This is a genomic window from Campylobacter sp. JMF_06 NA1, from assembly GCF_027737785.1.
GTDB lineage: Bacteria > Campylobacterota > Campylobacteria > Campylobacterales > Campylobacteraceae > Campylobacter_B.
Map to the genome: position 1 here is coordinate 335,919 of NZ_JAOVUA010000001.1, position 25,788 is coordinate 361,706.

General features: G+C 42.4%; 28 protein-coding genes and 1 tRNA gene. 17 read left to right on the forward strand and 12 right to left on the reverse strand.

Annotated features, from left to right (window positions below; translation table 11 throughout):
- Positions 1-57: 57 nt before the first annotated feature.
- The 14 genes from murA to OFO07_RS01835 all read left to right on the forward strand — a co-directional run bounded on the left by murA (position 58) and on the right by OFO07_RS01835 (position 11,392).
- Complete coding sequence (murA, locus tag OFO07_RS01770) at positions 58-1,326, forward strand: UDP-N-acetylglucosamine 1-carboxyvinyltransferase (protein ID WP_270870721.1); 1,269 nt, start codon at positions 58-60, stop codon at positions 1,324-1,326.
- Positions 1,323-2,501 (forward strand): molybdopterin molybdotransferase MoeA, encoded by a 1,179-nt coding sequence (locus tag OFO07_RS01775; RefSeq protein ID WP_270870722.1) that lies wholly within the window; start codon positions 1,323-1,325, stop codon positions 2,499-2,501. The genes murA and OFO07_RS01775 overlap by 4 nt, the downstream gene beginning before the upstream one ends.
- Positions 2,502-2,547: 46 nt before the next feature.
- Positions 2,548-2,622, forward strand: a tRNA-Gly gene (locus OFO07_RS01780).
- A 31-nt stretch (positions 2,623-2,653) separates the two neighbouring features.
- A complete protein-coding gene (locus OFO07_RS01785) occupies positions 2,654-3,214 on the forward strand; it encodes a UbiX family flavin prenyltransferase (protein WP_270867927.1) in 561 nt (186 codons plus the stop codon).
- Positions 3,211-3,684, forward strand: coding sequence for a pantetheine-phosphate adenylyltransferase (gene coaD / locus OFO07_RS01790; protein WP_270870723.1), 474 nt, complete (start codon positions 3,211-3,213; stop codon positions 3,682-3,684). The genes OFO07_RS01785 and coaD overlap by 4 nt, the downstream gene beginning before the upstream one ends.
- Positions 3,684-4,313, forward strand: a complete 630-nt coding sequence (tmk, locus tag OFO07_RS01795) for a dTMP kinase (RefSeq protein WP_270870724.1) — start codon at positions 3,684-3,686, stop codon at positions 4,311-4,313. The genes coaD and tmk overlap by 1 nt, the downstream gene beginning before the upstream one ends.
- Positions 4,306-5,547: a histidine--tRNA ligase gene (gene hisS, locus OFO07_RS01800; protein ID WP_270870725.1), complete on the forward strand. Its 1,242-nt coding sequence runs from the start codon at positions 4,306-4,308 to the stop codon at positions 5,545-5,547. Before tmk ends, hisS begins: the two co-directional genes overlap by 8 nt.
- A complete protein-coding gene (gene speA / locus OFO07_RS01805) occupies positions 5,544-7,379 on the forward strand; it encodes a biosynthetic arginine decarboxylase (RefSeq protein WP_270867924.1) in 1,836 nt (611 codons plus the stop codon). Before hisS ends, speA begins: the two co-directional genes overlap by 4 nt.
- 9 nt (positions 7,380-7,388) lie before the next feature.
- Entirely contained in the window at positions 7,389-8,084 is a 696-nt protein-coding gene (gene cysE, locus OFO07_RS01810; RefSeq protein ID WP_270858868.1) for a serine O-acetyltransferase, read from the forward strand.
- An 11-nt stretch (positions 8,085-8,095) separates the two neighbouring features.
- Positions 8,096-8,557 (forward strand): hypothetical protein, encoded by a 462-nt coding sequence (locus tag OFO07_RS01815; protein WP_270870726.1) that lies wholly within the window; start codon positions 8,096-8,098, stop codon positions 8,555-8,557.
- Positions 8,554-9,723, forward strand: a complete 1,170-nt coding sequence (locus OFO07_RS01820; protein ID WP_270870727.1) for a pyridoxal phosphate-dependent aminotransferase — start codon at positions 8,554-8,556, stop codon at positions 9,721-9,723. The genes OFO07_RS01815 and OFO07_RS01820 overlap by 4 nt, the downstream gene beginning before the upstream one ends.
- Before the next feature lie 54 nt (positions 9,724-9,777).
- The gene (locus OFO07_RS01825; RefSeq protein WP_270870728.1) at positions 9,778-10,119 is read left to right on the forward strand and encodes a YbjQ family protein; all 342 of its coding nucleotides are present in this window, start codon (positions 9,778-9,780) and stop codon (positions 10,117-10,119) included.
- 3 nt (positions 10,120-10,122) lie between these two features.
- Positions 10,123-10,593 (forward strand): YbjQ family protein, encoded by a 471-nt coding sequence (locus OFO07_RS01830; protein ID WP_270870729.1) that lies wholly within the window; start codon positions 10,123-10,125, stop codon positions 10,591-10,593.
- A complete protein-coding gene (locus tag OFO07_RS01835) occupies positions 10,586-11,392 on the forward strand; it encodes a M48 family metallopeptidase (RefSeq protein ID WP_270870730.1) in 807 nt (268 codons plus the stop codon). The genes OFO07_RS01830 and OFO07_RS01835 overlap by 8 nt, the downstream gene beginning before the upstream one ends.
- 47 nt (positions 11,393-11,439) lie before the next feature.
- Here the strand turns inward: OFO07_RS01835 and OFO07_RS01840 are convergent, their stop codons facing one another.
- The 7 genes from OFO07_RS01840 to OFO07_RS01870 all read right to left on the reverse strand — a co-directional run bounded on the left by OFO07_RS01840 (position 11,440) and on the right by OFO07_RS01870 (position 16,796).
- Entirely contained in the window at positions 11,440-12,102 is a 663-nt protein-coding gene (locus OFO07_RS01840) for a tetratricopeptide repeat protein (RefSeq protein WP_270870731.1), read from the reverse strand.
- 2 nt (positions 12,103-12,104) lie between these two features.
- Entirely contained in the window at positions 12,105-12,434 is a 330-nt protein-coding gene (locus OFO07_RS01845) for a DUF4298 domain-containing protein (RefSeq protein WP_270870732.1), read from the reverse strand.
- A 14-nt stretch (positions 12,435-12,448) separates the two neighbouring features.
- On the reverse strand, positions 12,449-12,775 hold the full coding sequence (locus OFO07_RS01850) for a hypothetical protein (RefSeq protein WP_270870733.1): 327 nt from the start codon (positions 12,773-12,775) through the stop codon (positions 12,449-12,451).
- Between the two features lie 145 nt (positions 12,776-12,920).
- Positions 12,921-14,558 carry a chaperonin GroEL gene (gene groL / locus OFO07_RS01855; RefSeq protein ID WP_270861706.1) on the reverse strand — a complete coding sequence of 546 codons (1,638 nt, stop codon included), beginning with the start codon at positions 14,556-14,558 and terminating at the stop codon, positions 12,921-12,923.
- Between the two features lie 11 nt (positions 14,559-14,569).
- Complete coding sequence (groES, locus tag OFO07_RS01860) at positions 14,570-14,833, reverse strand: co-chaperone GroES (RefSeq protein WP_270858878.1); 264 nt, start codon at positions 14,831-14,833, stop codon at positions 14,570-14,572.
- A 148-nt stretch (positions 14,834-14,981) separates the two neighbouring features.
- Entirely contained in the window at positions 14,982-15,422 is a 441-nt protein-coding gene (locus OFO07_RS01865; protein ID WP_270870734.1) for a GatB/YqeY domain-containing protein, read from the reverse strand.
- Between the two features lie 363 nt (positions 15,423-15,785).
- Positions 15,786-16,796, reverse strand: a complete 1,011-nt coding sequence (locus OFO07_RS01870) for a Ppx/GppA phosphatase family protein (RefSeq protein WP_270870735.1) — start codon at positions 16,794-16,796, stop codon at positions 15,786-15,788.
- A gap of 55 nt (positions 16,797-16,851) precedes the next feature.
- Between OFO07_RS01870 and OFO07_RS01875 the strand changes: the two genes are divergently transcribed.
- Entirely contained in the window at positions 16,852-17,613 is a 762-nt protein-coding gene (locus tag OFO07_RS01875) for a pyridoxine 5'-phosphate synthase (protein ID WP_270858881.1), read from the forward strand.
- 376 nt (positions 17,614-17,989) lie between these two features.
- Here the strand turns inward: OFO07_RS01875 and OFO07_RS01880 are convergent, their stop codons facing one another.
- The 5 genes from OFO07_RS01880 to alaS all read right to left on the reverse strand — a co-directional run bounded on the left by OFO07_RS01880 (position 17,990) and on the right by alaS (position 23,841).
- Positions 17,990-18,214 (reverse strand): hypothetical protein, encoded by a 225-nt coding sequence (locus tag OFO07_RS01880; protein ID WP_270870736.1) that lies wholly within the window; start codon positions 18,212-18,214, stop codon positions 17,990-17,992.
- Between the two features lie 129 nt (positions 18,215-18,343).
- Entirely contained in the window at positions 18,344-20,260 is a 1,917-nt protein-coding gene (locus OFO07_RS01885; RefSeq protein WP_270870737.1) for a transglycosylase domain-containing protein, read from the reverse strand.
- Positions 20,241-20,801: a septum formation inhibitor Maf gene (gene maf / locus OFO07_RS01890; RefSeq protein WP_270870738.1), complete on the reverse strand. Its 561-nt coding sequence runs from the start codon at positions 20,799-20,801 to the stop codon at positions 20,241-20,243. The genes OFO07_RS01885 and maf overlap by 20 nt, the downstream gene beginning before the upstream one ends.
- Positions 20,798-21,292: a hypothetical protein gene (locus tag OFO07_RS01895; protein ID WP_270870739.1), complete on the reverse strand. Its 495-nt coding sequence runs from the start codon at positions 21,290-21,292 to the stop codon at positions 20,798-20,800. The genes maf and OFO07_RS01895 overlap by 4 nt, the downstream gene beginning before the upstream one ends.
- Complete coding sequence (alaS, locus tag OFO07_RS01900) at positions 21,289-23,841, reverse strand: alanine--tRNA ligase (protein ID WP_270870740.1); 2,553 nt, start codon at positions 23,839-23,841, stop codon at positions 21,289-21,291. Before alaS ends, OFO07_RS01895 begins: the two co-directional genes overlap by 4 nt.
- Positions 23,842-23,961: 120 nt before the next feature.
- Here alaS and OFO07_RS01905 point away from each other — a divergent pair, with 120 nt between their 5' ends.
- Together OFO07_RS01905 and hemH are read left to right on the forward strand one after the other, a co-directional pair.
- Positions 23,962-24,822, forward strand: coding sequence for a Gfo/Idh/MocA family protein (locus tag OFO07_RS01905; protein ID WP_270870741.1), 861 nt, complete (start codon positions 23,962-23,964; stop codon positions 24,820-24,822).
- Complete coding sequence (hemH, locus tag OFO07_RS01910) at positions 24,819-25,766, forward strand: ferrochelatase (RefSeq protein WP_270870742.1); 948 nt, start codon at positions 24,819-24,821, stop codon at positions 25,764-25,766. Before OFO07_RS01905 ends, hemH begins: the two co-directional genes overlap by 4 nt.
- Positions 25,767-25,788: the final 22 nt, after the last annotated feature.

Sequence of the window (25,788 nt, forward strand, 5' to 3'; positions counted from 1 at the left end):
TTAAAGCAAATTTATGTATAATCACGGCGAAATTTTTGCAATCAAAACGGAGAGAAAATGCACTATTTACAAATCAAAGGCAAAGCCAAGCTTAGTGGCGAAATAAAAATCTCAGGCGCCAAAAACGCGGCACTACCGCTAATCGCGCTAATTATACTATCCAAAAACCCAGTTACAATTAAAAATTTACCAGATGTTTCAGATATCAAAACCCTAATCCAGCTTTTGGCAAATTTAGGCGCAAAATGCGAGTATTTGGACGCTCATACCGCCGTAATTGATCCAAGAGGGATAAACTCAACCAAGGCAGTTTATGACATCGTGCGCAAAATGCGCGCTTCGATTTTAGTTCTTGGTCCATTGCTAGCGCGTTTTGGCAAGGCAGAAGTTAGCATGCCAGGCGGGTGTGCGATAGGGGCAAGGCCGATTGATTTGCACCTAAAAGCAGTCGAAAAAATGGGCGCGCAGGTCAAAATCGAAGAAGGCTATGTCGTGTGCGAGGGCGCATTAAAGGGTGCGAATATTTCGTTTGATAAAATCACCGTTACAGGCACCGAAAATGTCGTAATGGCGGCTGCGTTAGCACATGGGGAGACTTGCATAATCAACGCTGCCAAAGAACCAGAGGTCGTGGCCGTGTGCGAAGCCCTAGCTAGTGCCGGCGTAAAAATCGAAGGAATCGGCACTGACGAGCTTAAAATCACAGGCACAGCGGGCGAACTTTTAAATATCAACGAAATCACCGTAATCCCCGATCGTATCGAGGCTGGGACATATCTATGCGCCGGGGCGATAACAAATTCTAAAATCAGCGTTACAAGCGTAAATCCTGCGCATTTGGGCGCTGTGCTAGCGAAATTTGAGGATATGGGATTTAAATTTGAAATTTCAGGCAGTGGTAACGACTCTAAAATCACCATTTTGCCAGCAGACGAAATCAAAGCGACCAAAATCATCACTACCGAATATCCGGGCTTTCCGACCGATATGCAAGCTCAGTTTATGGCGCTAACCTGCGTCGCGCAGGGCACTAGCACGGTCGAGGAAAGGCTGTTTGAAAACCGCTTTATGCATGTGAGCGAACTAAACCGCATGGGCGCAGATATCAAACTAAACGGCAATATCGCTACAATCAAGGGTGGCAAACTCGCAGGCGCAGATGTCATGGCGACGGATTTGCGCGCTAGCTCAGCTCTTGTTTTAGCGGCTCTTGCAGCAAGTGGCACTACGCGCGTGCATCGCATATATCACTTAGACCGCGGATATGAGAAATTAGAGGAAAAATTCGCAAAACTTGGTGTAAAAATAAAAAGGCTTGAAGAGTGAAAAGCCTAAATGAAGCGATAAATTCGGTAATTTCTAGCATTGATTTAAATTTAAAAAGTGAGTTTGTTAGCTTAAATTTTGCATTAGGACGAATTTTAGCTACGGATTTTAAAGCTTTGCGAAATTCGCCACTTTTTGACAATTCTGCGCTTGACGGATATGCTTATAATGCCGAATTTGTGGGAGAGAGTTTAGAAATCGTAGAGCCTGTTATTTTTGCAGGGGCTAAGCAAATTTATGAAATCAAAGCTAATCAAGCGCAAAAAATAATGACAGGCGCACCCTTCCCAAAGGGCGCAAATTCCGTAATCCGCCTAGAAGACGCCCAGTTTGTGGGTGAAAAACTAAAAATGCCAAAAAATCCTAAATTTGGCGACGGACATAGAAAAGCGGGCGAAGAATTTAGCGTGGGCGAAGTGCTAATAAAAAAAGGCAAAGCCCTAACCCCGCCTGAGATTATGCTTTTAGCTAGCCAAGGCGTGGGTGAGATTGAAGTGTTTGCAAGGCCAAAAATCGCCCTATTTTCGAGCGGAGACGAGCTTTTGAAGGTTGGCGAGAGGGCGGATGATTTTAGCATTTATGATGCGAACTCGGCAGGAATTTGCGCTTTGCTTTTACAAAATGGCTTTGAGTGCGAAAATTTGGGCATTATAAAAGATGAGTATAATGTGGTTTTGGATACTTTGAAAAAAGCTTATGAAAGTTACGATGTGGTTATCACAAGTGGCGGAGCTAGCGTCGGGGAGGCTGATTTTATGGAAAAGGTCTTAACCAGGCTTGGATTTGAAAATATCCTAAACGGGATAAATTTAAAACCTGGCGGAAAGCCTACAAAATGCTTTAAAAAAGGCGAGAAGTTCTTTTTCGTCCTACCTGGAAATCCAATGGCAGCCTACATTGTATCGCTACTTTTCATGCTCCCTATTTTGCGCTATTTAGGCGGAAAATTTGATTGTATGAGTGAAAGCTTTGAAGCTTTTTTGGAAGAGCAAATAAAATGCAATCCAAAACGAGAAAATGTAATTTTCGGCGATTTTGCAGGTGGCAAATTTGAGGCAAAATGCGATAAATTCGGCTCGTTTATGATAATGCCTTTATTGAAATTTAACTCTATTGCACTAAGCGATATTGGCGATGATAGCCCTATAATGATTAGATTTTTTAGAAAGTATTGACAAATGAAAAATTTTTTGCTAAAATCCAAGTTCTTTTTTACTTCGTGCGGGAATAGCTCAGTGGTAGAGCGCAACCTTGCCATGGTTGATGTCGCGAGTTCGACTCTCGTTTCCCGCTCCACTTTTTTAAATCCAAATCAAAAAGTTTGCTTATGAAAATCCTAGTTTGTGTAAGCGGTGCTAGTTTTTGCGAAATTGGGTTAAATTTAATCAAATTTTTATCGACCACGCCAAACGAAATTTACGCAATCATAAGCAAAAATGCAAAAATCGTCTTAAAATCCGAAAATAATATAAATTTTGCAAATTTCATTAGCGAAAATCAAGCTGTGAAATTCTTCGATGATAGCGATATTGGCGCGAGTGTGGCGTCTGGTTCGTTTGGTATAGACGCTACGATTTTTGCCCCCTGCTCTATCAACTCACTAGCGAAAATTCACGCAGGTATTGCCGATACTCTTAGCACTCGCGCAGCAGCCGTCGCGCTAAAAGAGCGCAAAAAACTAATCCTTGGCGTGCGCGAAATGCCTTTTTCGCCTATTTCGCTTCGTTCAATGAGCGAGTTAGCAAATCTCGGCGTCATCATCGCTCCGCCCATTATCGGCGGTTATAGCGGTGCGAAAAATTTAGAAGATATGCAAAATTTCATAATCGGCAAATGGTGCGACGCTATGGGCGTGGCAAACAATCTCTTTAAAAGGTGGCAAAAATGAGAAAATGTATCTATCCCGGTACTTTTGATCCTATCACAAATGGTCATTTAGATGTAATCAAACGCGCCCTTGGGCTTTTTGACGAGGTCATCGTCGCAATTGCACTTAGCGAGAGCAAAAGCCCTTGTTTTTCGCTAGAAAAGCGCTTGGAGATGACAAGGCTTGCCCTTAGCGATCTAAAAAATGTCAAAGTCGAGCCGTTTTCGAACCTGCTAGTCGATTTCGCCAAATCCCATGGCACGAATTTTTGCATTAGGGGACTGCGCGCGGTGAGCGATTTCGAATACGAATTACAACTTAGTTACACAAACACATCGCTATGGGATAAATTTGAGAGTGTGTTTTTGATGCCGAGCCTGAAAAACGCCTTTATTTCGAGTTCTATGGTTCGCACGATACTGCGCCACGACGGCGATGTTTCGCAGTTTGTGCCAAAGCAAATTTTGCCACTGCTTAAAAAGGAAAATTGATGTTTGTAGCCTTCGAAGGGATTGACGGAGTTGGCAAAAGCACGCAAATATCGCGCCTAGCTGAAATTTATCCTGGTGCGATAGTTACCAAAGAACCGGGCGCTACAAGGTTTGGCGAAATTTTGCGTAGTATAATTTTAAACGAAAATTTCAAATTTAACGGCGACAACCACATAAATTTAGGTCAAATTTGCGGAAGTATCTCAAAAACTGCTGAGATGTTTTTGTTTTTAGCTGATCGCGCTGAGCACCACGAGAAGGTTGTTTTGCCAAATTCGCACAATCTAATCCTAAGCGATAGAAGCTTCATCTCAGGTATCGCTTACGCCCTAGCAAACGATGAAAACGCTAAATTTGACGAGCTTGTAATGCTAAATAAAATCGCGCTTGGTGGCGAAATTTATGGTAAATTTGTATTTTTTGAGATTAGCAAAGATGATTTGATTTCTAGGCTAAATACTCGCGCGGGATACGATAAAATCGAGCTTCGTGGCGTGGAGTATCTGCTTAGGGTGCAAGAAAAGATAAAATTTACCTTACAAAAGCTAAAATTAAATTTTTTAATCGTTAATGCAAACGATGATATTGATAAAATAACAAAAAAAATAAAGGAATTTATAGATGATTAAAGCACTGCGTGGTATGAACGACCTAATGGGCTATGAAGCCGAACTTTTCGCAAAAATCGTGCGTGTGTGTGAAAGCGTGGCGAGGAATTATGGATTTGAACTAATCGAAACCCCAAAACTCGAACAAACTGCCCTATTTCGCCGAAGCGTGGGCGAGAGTAGCGATATAGTTGGTAAGGAAATGTATGAGTTTAGTGACAAAAGTGGCGATAGCGTCTGCTTGCGCCCAGAGGGCACGGCTGGGGTCGTTCGCTCATTTATCGAGAATAAATTTGACAAGGCTGGTGGCGTGCGCAAATTTTACTACACCGGCTCGATGTTTCGCTACGAGCGCCCGCAACGAGGCAGACTACGCGAATTTCACCAATTTGGCGTAGAGTGTTTTGGCGAGGGAAGCGTGTATGAGGACGCGAGTGTGATTTTGTTGCTAGCTGAAATTTTGCGCAAACTAGGCGTGAAAACCACGCTCAAACTAAACTCCCTAGGCGATAGCTCGTGCATGCCAGAGTATAAAAACAAACTAATCAAATTTTTAAATGAGCGCGAGGATAGGCTTTGCGAGGATTGCAAAAGGCGCATTATCACAAACCCAATCCGCGTGCTTGATTGCAAAAACGAAGCCTGCCAAAGCGAGCTTGCCACTGCCCCGCTAATCACGGATAATCTAAGCGGTGAGTGCAAAAGCGAATTTGAAAAATTACAAGAAATTTTGCTTGCAAATGGGCTAAATTTCGAAATCGACAAACGATTGGTTAGAGGGCTTGATTATTACTGCAAAACCGCATTTGAGTTCGTCAGCAGTGAGCTTGGCGCACAAAGCGCAGTCGGTGGTGGCGGCAGATACGATAGACTAGTAGAGTTTTTGGGTGGCAAAAGCACATTTGGCGTGGGTTTTGCGATAGGAATTGAAAGGCTAATCGAAATTTTAAAATTAAAAGAAGCCCCTAGCTCTCGCAGCGGAATTTACATCGGCGCAATGGACGAGGCAATCGTGTCTTGTGCGTTTGCTATCGGACAAAAACTGCGCGCAATCACCAAAACTCATATCGCATACGAGCCAAAAAATTTGCAAAAACACCTAAAAAGCGCAGATTCAAAAATGGCTAAATTTTGCCTATGTATCGGCGAAGATGAGTTTAAAAACGCTAGCGTATGGTGCAAAAATTTAGAGGATAAAAGCCAAGACATGGTTAAATTTAACGAAATCGAAGATTTTTTTAAGGATAGAGTATGAACGATTATGGACTAAATATTTGGGGAAATTCAAATTTCGTCATTGATTCTGGCAAGTTGTGCGTGAATTCTGACTTCAAACAGCCTCTTGTCGATATGGTTAAAGAAATCAGGGCTGACGGCATTAGAGGCCCTATTTTGCTTCGTTTTCCGCACCTTATCAAAAAACAAATTGTCGAAATTTACTCGAATTTCAACCGCGCGATAAAAGAATTTGACTACAAGGGCAAATTCAACGCCGTCTATCCGCTCAAAGTAAATCAATTTCCGGGATTTGTAAAAAATTTAGTCGAAATCGGCAAGCCTTACGGGTATGGCTTAGAGGCTGGATCTAAGCCAGAACTGCTTTTAGCCATGGCGTATAACAACGACAACGCGCCAATCACCGTAAATGGCTTTAAGGATAAAGAGCTTATCAATATCGGCTTTATCGCCGCTGAGATGGGGCATAATATCACGCTTACAATCGAGGGGCTAAACGAGCTAAAAACCATAATCGAAACCGCCAAAGAACGCTTTGCGCCAAAGCCATTTATCGGGCTTCGCATAAGGCTTCATAATTCAGGTAGCGGAATTTGGGTCAAAAGTGGCGGAATAAACTCCAAATTTGGCCTTACTTCGACCGAGCTAATTGAGGCTGTAAATTTGCTCAAAAAAAATAATCTAATCGAGCAATTTACGATGATTCATTTCCATATCGGTTCGCAAATCACCGAAATTCACCCGCTCAAAAAGGCGTTAGTCGAGGCTGGAAACATCTACGCCGAACTTCGCAAAATGGGTGCTAAAAATCTAAATTCGATAAATTTAGGCGGTGGTTTGGCGATAGAATACTCGCAAGTGAAGGAAAATTTCAGCAGAAATTACACTCTCAAAGAATACGCAAACGATGTCGTTTTTCTTTTAAAATCGATCGCGCAGGATAAAAACGAGATCGAGCCAAATATTTTCATAGAAAGCGGCCGTTATGTCGCAGCTAGCCACGCTGTGCTGGTCGCGCCTGTTTTGGAGCTTTTTACCCAAGAATACACAGAGGCTAAACTGGCTTTGAAAAAGGAAAATCCGCCAGTCATCACCGAGCTTTACGATCTTTACACTTCGTTAAAACCCTCAAACGCCCTTGAATACCTGCATGACGCTATGGCGCACATGGAGAGCGTGCTGACGCTCTTTGATTTGGGCTATGTAGATCTCACGGATCGCTCAAATGGCGAAATTTTGGTGCATCTAGTCGTGCGCAAGGCTTATGCGCTTTTGGGAAATAAGCAAGAGTATGGAAATTTCTTAAATTCACTCGGAAACGCGCAAGAGCGGTATTTGGTAAATTTCTCGCTTTTCCAATCCTTGCCTGATTTTTGGGGCATTAAACAGCATTTTCCAGTCATGCCACTCGAACACCTCGACGAGCGCGCTACGCTTTCAGCTACGCTGTGGGATATCACCTGCGATAGCGACGGCGAGATTACATTTGATAAAGAGCATAATCCTTTGTTTTTGCACGATATCGACCCGGAAGAAGAAGAGTATTTTCTCGGATTTTTCTTAGTCGGGGCGTATCAAGAGGTGCTTGGTATGAATCACAACCTCTTCGCTCACCCAAATGAGGCAACCGTGATTTTAAAAGACGGCGGATTTGAGATTACGGATTTTATCGAGTCGCAATCTGTCATTGATATCTTAGATGATATGGATTATGATGTAGTCGATATCAGAGAGAGCCTAAATGAACGAATCGCAAACTCACCATTGCTTTCAGAAAAAGAGAAAAAGCATGTCCTAGGCGAGCTGTATTTGTTCCTAAATGATAATAGCTATTTAAAAACTATCCAATAAGGCGGGATTATGACTTTTTGGCAAACTATAAAACACGATTTTACCGAGCCGTCTCGCCAAGATCCGGCGTGCAATAGCGTATTTGAGGTGATTTTTTGCTATCCGGGTGTGTGGGCGCTGATAAATTATCGTTTCGCGCACTGGTTTTATGAGCGCAAATTTCGCCTTATCGCGCGCATAATCTCAGGCATTACGCGCTTAATCACCGCCGTGGATATCAACCCAGGGGCGAAAATCGGCAGTGGCGTGTTTTTTGACCATGCGGCTGGTTTGGTCATCGGTGAGACGGCGATTGTCGGCGATAATTGTTTGATTTATCAAAATGTAACCCTAGGTGGCGTTAGCTTGGAAAAGGGCAAACGACACCCTACCCTAGAAAACGGCGTAGTCGTGGGAGCTGGGGCGAAAATTTTAGGCAATATCACAATCGGAGCGCACTCTAAAATCGGCGCAAATTCTGTCGTGATAAAAGATGTCCCCGCAAACTCCACAGCCGTGGGCGTGCCAGCTAGGATTTTAGGCGAGTGCGATAGCGATCCGCTAGCGCATAACAAACTCCCAGATATCAACAAAGAGCTGATGAAATATCTAATCAAACGAATTGAAATTTTAGAAGATTGCATACAAAATGGCGATAAAAATCTCTGCGACAAAGAAAAAGAGATCAACCAAGAGTATGAAAACTATCTAAAATCACTCAAATAACAGGGGGAATAATGAGAAAAATTTTGATTTTGTTTGGAATTTGCGGTGCGTTAAACGCTGGAAGCTTTGATGAACTTAAAATTTCGGTAGTGAAAAATTTCTACCAAAATCAAGGAGGCTTTAAAGAAATTTGTGATAAATACTGCACGAATTCCTTCAAAATTTCGCTTTTACAAGATGAAGAATTTGCAGGCGACGGCGAGCTTGGGTGCTTGGATTTCGACCCTAGGCAGGCTGGACAAGATGATTTATGCAATGATATGAAATCTGAATTTGAAATAAGCGAATTTGGCGATGTCAAAGCTAGCCTTAAATGCAAGGGTTACAAAGATACAAATATAGTTTATAAAACAAGTTGCAACGAAAGCGAGTGCAAGGTAGATGATATCTACAATATCGACGAGGGCACCGCATTTAGCGTCAAAGAGATGATTTATGATTGTTTAAAAACACACCAAAAGGAGAAAAAATGAAACTTGCTTCACGCATAAACAGACTAAGCGAAAGCCTAACAATCGCCATTAGCACACGCGCAAAAGAGCTTAAAGCTAGTGGAAAAGATGTGATTATTTTTAGCGCAGGCGAGCCTGATTTCGATACTGCCGAAGCGGCGAAAAATGCCGTAATAGAGGCTATGGCTAAGGGCTGCGGCAAATACACACCAATCCCAGGCACAGCTGAAATTCTAAACGCAGTCGCACTAAAACTAAAACGAGATAATGGTCTAGATTACAAACCTAGCCAAATCATCACAAATGTAGGGGCAAAACACTCGCTTTTTAATATTTTTTCATGTTTGATAGATGATGGCGACGAGGTTATCGTGCCAGCGCCATTTTGGGTAACATATCCTGAGATTGTCAAATTTTGCGGTGGCAAACCTGTCATAATCGACACAAAACCAGAAAATAAATACAAAATCACAGCAGATGAATTAAAAGCAGCTATCACGCCACGCACGAAAGCGCTTAGCCTTTGCTCTCCGTCAAATCCAGCAGGAGCTGTGTATAGCAAAGATGAGTTAGTAGCGATTGCTGAGGTGCTAAAAGGCACAGATATCGCCGTAATCGCAGATGAAATTTACGAAAAAATCATTTTTGATAAAGAATTTGTAGCTTGTGCTAGTATCAGCGAGGATATGTTTAATCGCACTATCACCGTAAATGGCCTTAGCAAATGTGGTGCAATGCCTGGGTGGAGATTTGGCTATACAGCGTGTGCGAACGACGAGCTAAACAAAGCTATGAAAAAACTTCAAAGCCAAAGCACAAGCAATATTTCAAGCATAGTCCAAGCAGGTGCCGTGGCTGTGCTAGAAGGCAAGGCCGATGAATATATCGCTATGATGAATAAAGAGTATCAAAAACGCCGTGATTACGCCGTAGATGCGATAAATGCGATAGAGGGTCTTAGTGTAGTCAAACCTGATGGCGCGTTTTATTTATTTATCAACTGCGGGGGCGTAGAAAAAGATAGCATGAAATTTTGCACAAAACTGCTAGATGAGGCACTTGTAGCGACCGTGCCGGGCGTGGGATTTGGTATGGACGAGCATTTTAGGATTAGTTATGCTTGCTCAATGGACGAGATAAAAGAGGGAATCGCGCGCATAGCAGAATTTGTGAAAAACTATAAATAAGCTAAATTTGCGAAATTTAAAATTTCGCAAATTTTGTAAAATTTGGGAGAAAATATGGCAAATTTTAAAAATTCACTTATGATGACTTTGGTAAATACAGAGACGATCCCCGGAAAAGAGATTGAGCAGGTTTTCGGCGTGGTGAGTGGAAGCACGGTCAGAGCTAAACACTTCGGACGCGATATCATGGCGAGCCTGAAAAATATCGTAGGTGGCGAGCTAGTAGGCTATACCGAGCTACTCGAAGAATCGCGCGAACAAGCGATCGAGCGTATGTGCGCGCAGGCCAGAGCCATGGGGGCAAATGCGATTGTAAATTTGCGATTTTCCACTAGCTCGGTTGCGGCTGGTGCGAGCGAAATTTATGTCTATGGCACGGCAGTTTTGGCAAGGTAAGCTATGAGCGATATTATAATATTTCTCATTTTGCTTGGGGTTGGATATATCTTTGGCAAGCAAGCTGAGGTGCGCCATTTCGCTAGAATTCGCAAAAAAGAGGCTCTGTTTTTACACATACCCACCACAAACTCAAAACACCCATTGCTAAATTCTGGCAAAATCGAAAGGGTGAGATTTGTAAGCGGAAATGTGGTTATAAGTATTGATTATTTCAAGCGAATTTACGCTAGCGTGATAAATTTTTTCGGTGGCGATGTCGTGCCGTATGAAAGCCTGCTAGACCGCGCTAGACGCGAGGCTGTGATTAGGCTAAAAGAAAAGGCCTTGGGTGCGGACGAGATTATAAATTTGCGCATAGAAACAAGCTCGATAAATCAAACCACGAAAAATGTCGGAAGCGTGGAAATCCTAGCTTACGCTACGGCGATTTATTACGCCAAAAAGCCAAAACAGGCAACACTCAATGGCTAAATTTATTCCCTCGCAAAACGAGGGCGAGCAAAATTATTCCAAAGAAAATCACGCTATAAATTTCCTAGCCCTTGGCGTGGGGCTTGTCGCAGTTATCGCGTGCGCGTTTTTCGCGCTAAATATTTTCGTGGGCGCGGCTGTAAAATTTATCCCAGAGGGCAAAGAGTATAAAATTTTCAAAGCCAGTGAAAGTGAGCGTGTAATCGAGCCAAAACACGAGAGGCTTGTCAGACAAATCCGCACCCTAACCTCACGGCTAAATTCATGCGCCAAGGTCAAAAACGAATATTTTATCGTGATAAACGAAAGCGAAATCCCAAACGCAAGCGCAGCCCTAAATGGCGCACTCACGGTTAATACCGGGCTTTTTTCGCATATTAAAAGCGAAAATGGGCTAGCCTTTGTTTTAGCCCACGAGCTAGCGCATTTTAAGCACCGCGATCACATAAAAGGTTTAGGAAATGGCGCTGTAATGGCGATTTTGTTCGGTTTTAGCGATGAGAGACTAAGCCAAATTTTAGGCGGAGCGATTGCTGGCAAATACTCGCGCTCGCAAGAAGCCGCCGCCGATAATGAGGCGCTTAGGATTTTAAACTGCGCTTATGGGCACATTGGCGGTGCAGATGAGTTTTTCGCTAGTGCAAAAAAGCTTGGTGATAGCGATACCTTCATCAATCTTTTTGAATCGCACCCGCTTTTGCAAAAGCGCATTGACGCGATAAAATCATCAAATTTTGGCATGCAAAATACAATCAAACTCGAAGAAAATTTAAGCGAAGTAGTGAAATTTAAAAGATAAATTTGGCGTTAAATTTGCAAATTTAACGCCAGAAAATTTAGATAAATTTATTGTTTTTTAAAGAGTGCGCAGCTTTTTTCGTTGCCAAGAGAGCAGGCTTTTTGGTGAAAAGCTATGGCTTTTTTATTGTTTTGTTGCAAATACTCGCCTTTGGCAAACATATTTCCGATTAGTCCGCACGCTGGGGAGTAGTTTAGATCGCAGGCTTTTTCGTAGCTAGCTATGGCCTCTGGTATGTTTTGGCGGTATGCGTTGCCTTTTAGATAATAAAAGCCTAGATTATAGCACCCGCTTCCCTCGCCTAAATCGCAGGCTTTTTTGGCTAATTCGATAGCTTGGGTTGTGTTGCTATAAACTGAGCTGTCGTAGTAAATGTAGCTTAAATTTACACATGCTGGGGCGTAGCCACTATCGCAGGCCTTGGTATAATACCTAATCGCCTCTGGCTCCATTTTAGCCACGCCAAAGCCGTTGTCAAACATAACGCCTAGATTGTAGCACGCATACGCGCTTTTTAAATCACAAGATTTTTTGAAATACTTTTGCGCTACTGGGTCGTGGCTGTTTTCGAAGTATTTCATACCGACATTTAGGCAGCTTTGAGCATCTTTTGCGTAGCATTTAAGCTCGTCTTTTTTAGCCACGCCCAAAAGTGCTCCCACAGCGCAGAGCGCTAGCAAAACCAAGATAAAAACATATTTTTTGTTCATTTTTATTCCTTACAAATCAAATTTGATAATTTTTTCATATCGCGCGCTAGGCGTTTGTTTAGCCAAATAGCGTTGTAAATCCCATCCTCGCTTAGCGCACCGCGATTGATCGCACGAAAGCTCTCGCCCTCACCTATTTCGCGCGGTATTTTACCGCTCTCATCGGCCTCGTAATCACTTAGCCAAATTTTACTAGAATAATATTTGCTAAGTTTTTTGATAAGTTTTTGCGAATTTTTATACTCATCAAGGGCGAGTTCAAATGTGTCTAGGCACTTTTGCACTTTTGCTAAAATCTCGCTCATCTGCTCTACTCGCTCTACTCGTTTCATAGCTTAGCCTAAATTTACTCTATCGGGACAGTGTATTTGCGAGGAGTGCCATTATCCACCTTTGGCTTTTTTTCCGTAGCTGGCGGTTCTTCTCTTTTTAGAGAGTCGATATCCACAACCCAACGCTTCTCTGAATTTTGCGCGATAGGTTTTTTTGCGCTATCTTGTTTGGAGGCGTTTTGTTTTTTCTTAATTCTTTTTGTTTTTTTAGGCGGTTGTTTGGAGCTGTCTTTGACTATCGGATATGGCTCCACGCGCGGTTTTGGCTTGTTTTGGGCACACCCTGCTAGCCCTAAACAAACGGCAAAAATAACAAAGGAATTTAAAATTTGACTTCTCATATTTTCTCCTTTTAAAAAGCCTTGATTTTACAAAAAAAGAATTAAAAATTTAATAAGATTATAGCGAGAAATAGAATAAATTTTTGCAAATTTAAGAGGGGCAATTCCCTCTTAAATTTGCCTCTTAAATTTGCGCTAGGCAAGCTTACATCATGCCGCCCATACCGCCCATGCCACCCATATCTGGCATTGGAGGAAGAGCTGGTTTGTCCTCTTTGATTTCGCTGACTGTCGCTTCTGTGGTTAGTAGCATGCTAGCGACTGAAACCGCATTTTGCAAAGCTACACGCTCTACTTTTAGCGGATCGATGATTCCAGCGCTATACATATTTGTAAATTCGCCACTTGCAGCGTTGAAGCCTTGCGCCTCATCGCTTGCGTTTTCGACTGCGTTTGCGATTACGCCTGCGTCATATCCAGCGTTTTCTACGATTTGGCGAAGTGGAGCATAGAGAGCTCGTTTGACGATATCTGCGCCGATTTTTTGATCGCCACTTAAATCTAGGCTGACATTTTTGCTAGCTTTGATTAGCGCAGCGCCACCGCCGATTACGATACCTTCCTCGACAGCCGCTTTTGTTGCATTTAGTGCGTCATCGACACGATCTTTTTTCTCTTTCATCTCTGTTTCGGTTGCTGCGCCTACTTTGATTACAGCTACGCCACCGCTTAGTTTTGCAAGGCGTTCTTGCAATTTTTCTTTATCATAATCGCTTGTTGTCTCTAAAATTTGAGCTTTGATTTGCGCGATTCTAGCGTCGATTGCACTTTTTTCGCCTACACCATTTACGATTGTAGTGTTGTCTTTGTCGATTACGATACGCTCAGCCTGACCAAGATCAGCCATATTTGCGCTTTCTAGCGTTCTGCCTAGCTCTTCGCTTACGACTGTTCCGCCTGTAAGGATAGCGATATCTTCTAGCATTGCCTTTCTTCTATCGCCAAATCCAGGGGCTTTTACGGCTGAAATGTTTAGCACGCCACGAAGTTTATTTACGACCAAAGTCGCAAGTGCTTCACCCTCGATATCCTCTGCGATGATTAGAAGTGGTTTGCCTGTTTTTTGAACTTGCTCTAAAACCGGAAGCAAATCTTTTAAATTTGTGATTTTTTTATCGAAAAGTAAAATTAGCGGCGAGCTAAGCTCCACTAGCATTTTTTCAGGGTTTGTGATGAAATATGGGCTTAGATAGCCTCTGTCGAACTGCATACCCTCGACCACATTTAGCTCGTCGTTGATTGATTTTGCTTCTTCGACTGTGATTACGCCGTCTTTGCCGACCTTTTCCATAGCCTCAGAAATCAAATCACCCACGCTCTCATCGTTGTTAGCTGAGATTGTAGCGACTTGGGCAATCTCTTTTTTGCCACTTACTGCTTTTGCAGATTTTTTTAGCTCTTCGATTACGGCTGCGCTAAATTTATCCATACCGCGTTTTACTTCGATAGGATTTGCGCCAGCTGTTACATTGCGTAAGCCCTCTTTGAAAATCGCGTGAGCTAGCACGGTCGCAGTAGTTGTGCCATCGCCTGCCTCGTCGTTAGTTTTGCTTGCGACCTCTCTAACCAAGCTTGCGCCCATATTTTCGAGAGTGTCTTTAAGCTCGATCTCTTTTGCTACGCTTACGCCGTCTTTTGTGATAGCAGGTGCGCCAAAGCTTTTTTGGATAAGCACATTTCTGCCTCTTGGTCCCATTGTGACCTTAACTGCGTCGTTTAGTTTTTTTACGCCTGAGTAAAGTTTGTTTCTAGCTTCGTCTGAGAAAAAAATTTCTTTTGCCATTTTGATTCCTTTTATTTAAGTATTCCTAAAACATCTTCTAAATTTAAGATAAGATATTTCTTATCATCTATTGTGATATCCGCGCCAGCGTATTTTGCAAACGCTACAACATCGCCAAGTTTTACGCTATCGCACTCTGTGCCGACAGCCACGATTTTGCCAGTTGATGGCTTCTCTTTTGAAGCGTTATCTGGGATAATGATACCGCTAGCTGTGGTTTTGGTCTCTTCCTCGCGCTCGATTAAAACGCGTTTTCCAAGTGGTTGAAAATTCATTTTCGTCCTTTCTAAATTAGTTTTGATTTTCTAAAAGTTGTCACTCTGTATCTTTGAGTGCTAGATTATATGCAAAATTTGATTTTTTGTCAATAGTTTTAGGCTAAAATTTTGCTTAAATTTTAGCCTAAATTGCGAATTTTAAATTTTAGTTTAAAGCCGATTTTACCGCTTCGCTTAGGCGTTTGCCATCGACACTGGCGCCGAATTTTTCTTTTGCGGCTTTCATTACGCGCCCCATATCTTTGGCAGAGTTTGCGCCAAGTTCGCCAAGCAGTGCGCTCAAAGCCACGCTAAGCTCGTCATTGCTAAGCTGTTTTGGCAGATACGCGCCGATAATTTCAGCCTCGCCAAGCTCTTTTTGCGCCAAATCATCGCGCCCGCCAGCTTTGTATTGTGCCGCGCTTTCGTTTCTGCGCTTGATTTCGGTTTGCAAAACGCTAAAAACCCTCTCATCGCTTAGCGTAATTCTCTCATCGACCTCAATTTGTTTAAGCGTAGAATTTAGCATACGCAAAGCGTCTCTGCGCACCGCATCACCGGATTTCATAGCGGTTTTGATATCTTCTAAAATTTGCTCTCTTACCATTTTTTCTCCTTGATAAAATTTGGGTATGATACTGTTTTATAGTAAAAATTTGAAGTAAAATTTAACCTAAATTTAGCATTGAACGATTTTTTGAATTTAACCTGCGCCGTGAAATTCTCCGTAAGGGGGAGGGCGCGCTTGTTTGCTCTGCTTCGCGCGTTGCGCTCTGGGGAAACCTGCTTCGGCTTCCGCCTCGCACCGCTACGCTGGTTTTGGAGACGCTACCCTCCCCCTTGCATTTAATTCGCACGCAAAAGCACTGTTCGCGCCTTTTGCTCCGTGCGAATTTCCCCTGTAAAACCTTAGAAGTGGCTAAATTTAGAAAAACTGCGTTTTTCTAAATTTAGCTGATTTTATTTTTTATTACGGCTTCGCCAAATTTTGCATTAAATTTATACACACGCCCTCTCGTAATCCATCATCAACGACGATAAAATCTGCGCCACTACCGCTAAAATCGCTCAAAATCGCCTCTAAAAGTAGCGCCCCAGCCACGATAACCTCCGCCCTATTTTCGCCCATTGCCTCATCGGCTTCGCGCTTTGAGAATTTCAAAATTTGCTCTATCGCCCCAGCAAAATCGCTAAATCTCAAAACGCTTCCATTGATTTTGCCTGCGTCGTAATCTTTGGCACAAATTCCCAATTTAAGGGCGCTTATCGTGGTTGGCACACCGCTTGTGAGCACGATTTTTCCTGCGCCTAAACTGCGCAAAAACTCCCTTGCGCTTCTTGTCTGCTCGTTTGCGATTTGGCTAAATTTGGCGTAACTAAAATTTTGTAAAATTCCAGGATTTTCATTGCAAAATCTCACAATGCCAAATTTAAAGCTTTGTCCAAATTCGGCACTGCTTATCTCTGTGCTAGCTCCGCCAAGGTCGATACTGACGGCATTTTGCGCTTTGATACCCAAAATTTGAAGTCTGTTTTCGATACCGAGCCTGGTCAAATTTGTCTCTGTTTCGCCGTCGATTATATTAAATTTTACGCAAAATTCTTTGTAAAGTTTTTCGAAAAATTCTACGCTATCGCTGGCGACTCGAAAGGCTTCCGTCGCCACAGCGGCGTAAGGTAGGCTAAATTTGGCATTTTTAAAATTTTGCGCACAAGTATTTTCAAAACCCAAATTTCGCGCGCAAGTATTTTCAAAATCCAAATTTCGCTCATAAATCAAATCCGAAAGTTCTTCTAAAATTTCGCCCAAAGCCCGCAAAATGCGCTCTTTGGCGTCATTTTGCAAAGGTTTGTTTGCCACTAATCCCCTAGCCGAGCCGACTATGCGCTCGCTAGATTTAACTATCTCAAAGCCCACCCCAGCGCGCTTCATCACGCATGCGCGCAGTGTATTCGAGCCTAAATCAAAGCCTAAAACCATAAATTTCTCCTTACCTTTTTTGGTTATAATAGCGAAAATTTTCTTAGGAGTTAAAATGCTACTTGGAGTAAATATCGATCATGTCGCGGTTCTGCGCGAGGCACGGGCGATGAACGACCCTGATATCTTGATGGCGGCATACACCGCAATCAGCGCGGGTGCAAATCAAATCACGCTTCGTTTGCACGAGGATCGACGCCATATCAACGAAGATGATATCGCCGATATCGTGCGCCACTCAAAGGTGCCTGTAAATGTCGAGTGTAGCGGTGGGAGCGAACTTTTGGAGATTTTGGTCAAGGCTAAGCCATATCGTATCACGCTAGTGCCGCACTCTGGCGAGGATTGTGGGCTAAATCTGCACTCTGAGCAAATCGCGAGCGATATCGAGTTTTTGCAACACTCAGGCGTGCGTGTGGGGCTGTTTATCGAGCCTGTGCGCGAAGTAATCGACATGGCAAATGATTTTAATGTCCGCTCGATCGAGCTTCGCACCGGCACATACTCTGCGCTGTTTGCGACGATTAGGTCAAATTTGGCTTTTACGCCACATGCGATAAAGGCGTATAATCTCCCGCTTGATACGCTAAAATCGATGTTAAAAGATGAAATCTCCAAGCTTCGCCACATGAGCGCGTATGCCAAGGGACTAGGTATGAATGTAACTGCTGGCGGTGGTCTGAACTACCAAAATGTCTCTGCGCTGGTGAAAAACAGCGAAATTTCGCTCGTAAATATCGGTCAAAGTATCATTTCGCGCGCGATTTTCGTAGGGCTTGAAAATGCGATAAAAGAGATGAAAGAGGTGATAAAATAGGCGAAATTTCGCCCAAAAGCAAAACTTAGGCGAAATTTGCGAAATCGTTAAACTCCAAAATTTCCGCTTCGCAAATTTTAAATACTGCGCCGAAATTTCGTCTTTAAGTGTCATTGCGAGGAAATGCGAAGCATTGACAAAGCAATCTACAAAGCTAAAATTAAAAGTAGAGTAAATGGCAGAATTTCGCGAAATTTTGAATTTTAGAATTTTGCCATTATGGCGGTTAGTGATTTGGATTTTGTAGATTGCCACGCCCGCAAAGCGGGCTCGCAATGACACTTAAAAGCAAAATTTTGGGCGCAATATCATAAAAGCAAAATTTTAAATTTTCGGCGCAGTATCGGAATTTGCGAAGCGAAATTTTAAAAGTATTTCACCCAAGCGAGCTAAAAAGTGCCGAAGCAGCTTCTAATATCAACCAAATTCCTAAAAATAGTGCTTCCGCAAAATATTTCGCAAATTGTGCAAATGCGAATTTTGCGCTGAATTTTTCCTCCTCGTATGTGCCTTTATAAAATTTCCACAAAGCTAGGCAAAATTTAAAAACAAATCCTAAATTTAAAAATCCTAAAATGATAAAGGCAAAAAATTCGCCCAAAAATGCGGAAGACAGCAGAAAAAAACAAAAATCAAAAATTAGCAGGGTTGAAAATGTTAAACCTTGAAATTTTAAAAAATTTCCCATTTTTTGCGTTTTTTGTTTAAATTATTCTCAAAAATTTTGCCTCTAAAACATCAACCCGTCTTCTGCGTTTGTTTCAACCCTTCTTGGAAGTGGGGAAATTTTGGTGTAATACTCATCGCCAGCGCCGTATCTACGGGTAAATACTCCACTTGGGACGCTAAAATTTCGCTTAGCTTGCGGGTATTCTTTAAGATAATTTTCCAAAAATTTCGCAAACACAGGTGCAGCTGTTCTACCGCCACCCTCGACCTTGCGCATAGGCTTATAATCGTCGTTTCCATACCAAACAATGATTTGCAAATCAGGCGTAAATCCGCAAAACCACGCATCAATGCTATCGTTTGAAGTGCCTGTTTTGCCCGCGATTTCGATGCCTTGCACGCGCGCTCTGGTGCCAGTTCCTCGCTGGACTATGTTTTTCATCAGCGTCGTCATCAAATACGCCTGTTCTGGGCGCAAAATGCGTCTGCGCTCAGGCTCGATATAGTGCGTAGTGCCGTTATTATCGGTGATTGCGGTGATGAATTTAGACTTCGTGCTAATGCCAAGACCAGGAAACATCGAATACATAGTCGAGTATTCAAGTGGCGAAATGCCGTAACTTCCGATCGCCACAGACAGCGCTGGCGGGACATTTTTAAAGCCGTATTCGTTTAGTTTGCGAATCGTGCGCTCAATGCCGATTGATTGCATTAAATTTATCGAAGCGAGGTTGCGAGAGCGTTGCAAGGCCTCTTTTATTGTGATATAGCCACTGTATGTGCTATCGTAGTTTTTCGGTTTCCAGCTTTTGTTGCTTCCATCATCAAATTCACGCGCGATATCAGGGACCTCTGTCATCGTCGAATACCCGCTATCTAGGGCGATTTGGTAGATAAATGGCTTGAAGCTTGACCCTGTTTGGCGTCTGCTTTGGCTAGCGCGGTTGAAATTTGATTTCGCATAATCCACACCGCCTACAAGCGCGATAATTTCGCCATTTTGCGGGTGCGTAACGATAATCGCGCCATTTACATTGCTAGCATTTGCGTCTTTGTTGCGTTTTAAAATTTCGTTGTAGCCAAAAATCAGTGCCTCTTGCGCCATTTCTTGCGCCTTTAAGTCTAAGCTTGTTTCGATTCTATACCCGCCTGTGCGCACATCTGGTAGCAGTCTCTCTGCCTCTTTGACGATCTCATCGACTGCGTATGGGGCGACATTTTGGGTTAGGGTTTCATCATAGACAAACGGCTCTTCTGCCATTGCGATTTCATACTCGGTTTTGTTTATCCAGCCAAGCTCGTGCATGCGGTAAATTACATTGTTTGCGCGAGAAAGTGCCAAATCTAGGTGCTTGGTAGGGTCATACTGGCTAGGGGCTTTTGGCAAACCCACCAATATGGCGATTTCTTTGATACTAAGGTCGGCTAAATCCTTTTTAAAATACCCAAGCGCGGCAGTTTTGACGCCATAATACCCGTGCCCGAAATACACTTCGTTAAAATATCTTTCTAAAATTTCCTCTTTGTTTAGGGTGTTTTCGATTTTTAGCGATAAAATCATCTCTTTGATTTTTCTATCTATCTTTTTTTCGCTAGATAAAACCAAATTTTTGACAAGTTGTTGCGTGATAGTCGAGGCACCTTCCACAAATTTCATCGCTTTTATATCTTTTACAATCGCGCGAAAAATCGCCTCTGTATTAATGCCCTGATGCTCGAAAAACGCGGTATCCTCGATAGCAACAAGGGCTTCGACCATACGGCCTGGAATCTCGTCAAATCTAGTATAAAGGCGGTTTTGTTCGTTGAAAATATTGGCAAGCAAGTTGCCGTTGCGATCGTAAATTTTGGTCGTTAACTCCGGGTGATAATCAATAATGGAGTTCGATTCTAGGCGAATTTGCGTATAAAAATACATAAACACACCGCACCCTGCGAAAAAACAAACCGTAATAAAACTAAATAAAATTCTTACCATCTAAATACCTTTTTAAAATTTCCACATTTAAACCCATAGCGGTGCTGGTATCGCCACGAAAGCTTTGGATATATTTTTTGTTAAATCCCTCGATACTCATAGCCCCTGCTTTGCCGCGCCAATCGCCACTTTTTAGATACGCTTCTAAATCTGCCTCGCTAAATTTGGCGAATTTATAACTAGCCACCAAAAGCGTGCTTATCTCAAAGCCCTCGCCCACAAAAATCATCGCCGTATAAACCTCGCTAATAGCGTCAGATTGGGCATTTAGCATAGCTCTTGCGTGGTTAATATCCTTTGCTTTGCCTAAAATTTTGCCACCTACCAAAACCGAGCTATCGCAAAAAAGCAAATTTTTTGCATTTTTGTTTTTGGCTAAAAACTGCGATTTTTTCGCACTTGCCACGCGGTAAGCGTATGTTTTGGCATCGGCTATGTCGCCTACATTTTCGTCAAATTCAAAGCTGATTTGCTCGAATTTTATCCCAGCTTCCCGCAAAATCTGCGCCCTTGTCGGCGAAGATGAAACCAAATAAATCAAAATCTACCCACCGCTACACAAAGATAGGTGCAAAGCACCGATACAGCGATATTTAGCGGGACGAAATATCTAGCGATGATAATCAAATGCTCGCTAGCTTCGAATTTATCACCCGCTAAAAGTGCCTTTTTAAACGAGTAAAATTTAAAATAAACATAGCCAAAATTTATCAAAATAAACACCGCCAAAACCCACAGCGTAACGATTACAGCATTTATCATAGGATCTGCGAACTTGAAGTTGTTGCCTATGCTTAGAAAAAATCCACTCACAATTATAATCAAAAAAAACGAGCCGAAAAAGAGATTAAATTTCGAAAGATAAAATTTGATTTTTTCGAAATTTGAGTTTGTGATGTCTGTTTTATCGCTGAAAATTCGAATCAGCATGATAATGCAAACATGCGCGCAAATAAAGCAAATCGCCCCTAAAATGTGAATTAGGGGCAAAATTTGATCACTTCTGGCAAAACTCGTTTCTAATTCGTTCAACCTAGCTTACCTTTTGCAAATTCTAGTGCCCCAGCTAGCGCGTTAGAAACCATGCTAGTATCTTTTCCGCCAGCAGTAGCGAAATCATCGCGTCCGCCACCGTTACCGCCTAAAATTTGAGCCGTCATCTTAACCCACTCGCCAGCCTTGATTGGGGCGTTTTTCGCTCCGGCTGCGACTGTGATTTTATCGTTTTCGCCCACTTGCATTAGCAAAATCGCAGCCTTTTCGTTCGCGTTTTTAAACTCATCAATCATGGTTTTAATTTCGCCGTTTTCTACCACTGCTACGCAAAGCTTCACGCCTGAGATTTCTTGGCAAGGCAAGGACTTTTGATCGCCTGCGTGTTTTAATTTTTCTTTTAAGCCTTTGATTTCATCTTTTAGCTTTTTAATGCCATCTAGTGGGTTTGCACCTTTGAATTCAGCTTCGATTTCGTTAATTTGCGATCTTAAATTTAGCGTAAAATTTAGCACTTCTTGCGAACAAATTGCCTCGATTCTACGCACGCCAGCACTTACGCCACTCTCTTTTGAGATTAAAAACGCTCCGATTTCGCTTATGTTTTCGACATGGGTGCCGCCGCAAAGCTCTTTGCTTACCTCTCCGAAGCTTACCACACGCACTTTCGCGCCGTATTTTTCGCCAAAAAGCGCAATCGCGCCTGATTTTTTGGCCTCGTCTATATCTAAAATTTCGGTTTTATTCTGTGCGCCCGCGCTAATCCAGCGATTTACGATTTGCTCGACTTTGGCAAGTTCTTCGCTACTCATCGCTTTTGGGTGCGAAAAGTCAAATCTAAGTCTGTTTGCCTCTACAAGCGATCCAGCCTGCGCGATATGTTCGCCTAGCACCTCTCTTAGCGCAGCGTGAAGCAGGTGTGTCACGCTGTGATGACGCGCTATCATCGCTCTTTTGCCAGCGCTTACCACGCATTTTACGAGATCGCCAGTTTTAAGCAGGCTTTTTACTTTGATTTGAGATAAATTTAAATCAAAGAATTTTTGCGTGTCGATAACCTCGCTTTTTTCGATAGTGCCGGTATCTGCGCACTGACCGCCACTTGTAGCGTAAAATGGCGTGATATCTAGCATTACCCAGCCAGTGTGTCCTGGCTCTAAACTATCGCAAATTTTAAAATTCTCGTCCAAAAGGGCTAAAATTCGACCCTCGCTCTCTTGGCATGAATACCCCACAAACTCATTTTTGCCAAATTTTTCGATAAGTTGCGCGAAATCGCCTTTGGCTTGTGCTTTATCTCCTGAGCCCTTCCAGCTGGCTTTGGCTCTGCGTTTTTGTTCCGCCATTAGCTCATCAAATTTAGCCTCATCGACTTTAAGATTTTTCTCTCTTAGCATATCGGCTGTGAGATCGAGCGGAAATCCGTAGGTATCATAGAGCTTAAATGCGACATCGCCAGAGAAAACATTGCCTGAGGTTTTAGCTAATTCTTCGTTAAATAGCTCGATTCCGTTTGCCAAAGTGGCGAAAAATCGCTCTTCTTCGAGTTTTACTAGCTCTTTTACAGCTTCTTTTTTCTCGTTTAGATATGTATAGTGAGAGCCCATGCTAGCGCAAACATCATCGACTAGCTTATACATAAACGGCTCTTTTATGCCTAGCAAATATCCGTGTCTAACCGCCCTGCGCAAAATCCTTCTAAGCACATAGCCTCTGCCCTCTCTATCAAAGTTCGTGCCTTGGGCTAGCAAAAATGTAACTGAGCGGATATGATCTGCGATGACGCGGTAGCTCGCGCCAGTTTCATACTCGTATTTTTTGCCACATAGCTTTTCTACTGCGCCGATTAATGGCATAAATAGCGAGCTATCGTAATTGCTAAATTTACCCTCTTTTATCGCTGTTACGCGCTCTAAACCCATACCTGTATCGATTGATGGTTTTGGAAGTGGCGAGAGTTTGCCGTCTGCGCTTCGCTCGTATTGCATAAAGACTAAATTCCAAATTTCTAAGAAACGATCGCCGTCTCCGCCCATATAATCCTCATCGCTATGGAAATGCTCGCTTCCTTGATCGTAAAAAATCTCGCTACATGGCCCACAAGGTCCAGTATCGCCCATAGCCCAGAAATTATCGTGATCGCCGAAGCGATAAATTCGCTCTTTTGCGATATGGCGCGACCAAATTTCAAATGCCTCGTCATCGCTATCATGGACGGTGACATAAAGTTTGTCTTTTGGGAGTTTTAAAATTTCGGTTACAAACTCCCATGCGTAGGCTATCGCGTCTGTTTTGAAATACTCGCCGAAACTGAAATTTCCAAGCATTTCAAAAAATGTGTGGTGGCGTGCCGTGTAGCCGACATTGTCAAGGTCGTTGTGTTTGCCACCTGCTCTAATGCAGGTTTGGCAACTCGTGCGAATCGGTGGAGTTGGGCGTGGTACCGCACCTGTAAAAATGCTCTTAAACGGCACCATACCGGCATTTGTGAATAATAAACTATCATCATCTGGCACAAGCGGTGAGCTTGGCATAACTTCGTGTCCTTTTGACGCAAAAAAGTCTAAATAAGCTTTTCTAATATCCATTAACTATCCTAAATTTAGTAAAATTTAGCGCCCATTTTAGCAAATTTTGATTTTAAGAAATATAAATTTTTACTCTTATTCGTTATAATGAAAAATATGCAAAATTTACAGGATTAATTAATGAAGAAAAAAATAGCCATAATAGGCTTAGGGGAGCTTGGCGCAAAACATTTCAAAGAGCTTAGAAGAAGCGATTATTTCGATTTGGTCGCGCTTTATGACAAAGAAAAAACCGAGGATTTTGGCCCTAGATATCCACTTTATAATGATTTAGCTAAAATGTATGAAAGCGCCAAACCAGACGCTGTGGTCATCGCTACACCGCCTGCGACGCACAAAGAAATCATTTTAAAATGCATACCTTTTACCAAAAATATCTTTGTAGAATCCCCGCTCGCTGGGAATTTAGCTGAGGCAAGGGAGATAAATTACTCCATTTCGATTAACGGCGCGAAGCTTGGCGTGGGATATGCTGGGCGCTATAATCCTGTCATAATCTCGCTGTGTAGGGAGCTGGCTAAGGACGAGAAAATTTATTCGATAAATTTCGTAGATGGATTTAGCTCTGAGAGTGCAAACTGCTTACAAAATGCGCTGATTAGGGATTTGGATTTGATTGCCCTGCTTAGCAAATCTGAAATTTCATCACAAAATATCTGCAAAAATGGCGATTCTAACGGCATTGGCGTCGCATTTCGCACAAAGTCAATGAGTAATTGCACGATTTTGCTCTCAAATTTATACCCGCTCAAACGCCACGGCGTGGAGATTTGCACAAATTCTGGCGTTTATTTTGGCGATTTAGAGTCGCTAAATTTATTCAAGGTTACAAACGACGGACGGATAAATCAGCGCGTCGATCGCGATGATTACGCGCTTAGATACCAGCACAAAGCGTTTTTAAATTTAATCGAAAATTCTAAATTCGAGGGAATTGCGACCCCTGATGAAGCAATCAAACTAAGAGAGTTAATCTCGTGAAAAAAGCCTTAATTCTCCTAAATATGGGCGGTCCAAATAGCCTAGACGAGGTTAGCGTATTTTTAAAAAATATGTTTTGCGATCCAAATATTTTGGGTGTTAAAAGCAAAATTTTGCGCAAAATTTTAGCTAGTTTGATTACTAAAATGCGCGTTAAAGAAGCGCGCCAAAACTATGAAAAACTTGGCGGAAAGTCCCCTATCGCTGGGCTTACAAAGCGACTTTGCGATAAGATAAATTTATACCAAAATGAGTTTGTTTGCGATTTTGCTATGAATTACACTGCCCCTTTTGCTAGTGATGTTTTGGCAAAATATGCGAAATTTGATGAAATTTTGCTTTTTCCGCTTTATCCGCATTTTTCGCAAACGACGGTCAAATCGAGCATTGACGACGCTAAAAAAACCCTAGCAAATTTAGAAATTTCAAATTTTAAAATAGTTGATATTTTTTACAAAAGCGAAATTTACAACCAAATCCTGCTAAATTTAATCAAAGAAAAAATCAAAAATTTAAGCGTTGATGAAATTTCGCGCACAAGCTTAGTTTTCTCAGCTCACTCACTGCCTGTAAAAATCATCGTCGCTGGCGATCCTTACGAGGCGCAGGTTAATGAGCATGTCAAAATTTTAAGTGAAATTTTGCAAAAATCTGGCATAAAATTTAAAGATATTTCGCTCGCCTATCAATCCCGCCTAGGTCCCGTAAAATGGCTAGAACCAAACCTAAACGAGCATTTGGCAAATTTGCAAAACAAGCGCGCGCTGATTTTTCCGATTTCGTTTTGTATAGATAATTCTGAGACGAAATTTGAGCTTGATATGTATTTTAGAAATGTGGCAAAAGAGCTTAAATTTAGCTATTTTGAGGTTTGCGAGTGTCCGAATTTTGGCGATGAGTTTGCTTCGTTTATCATCACTCACGCTCAAAAAACCCAGGGCTAAATTTAGCCCCAGATTATAGCTT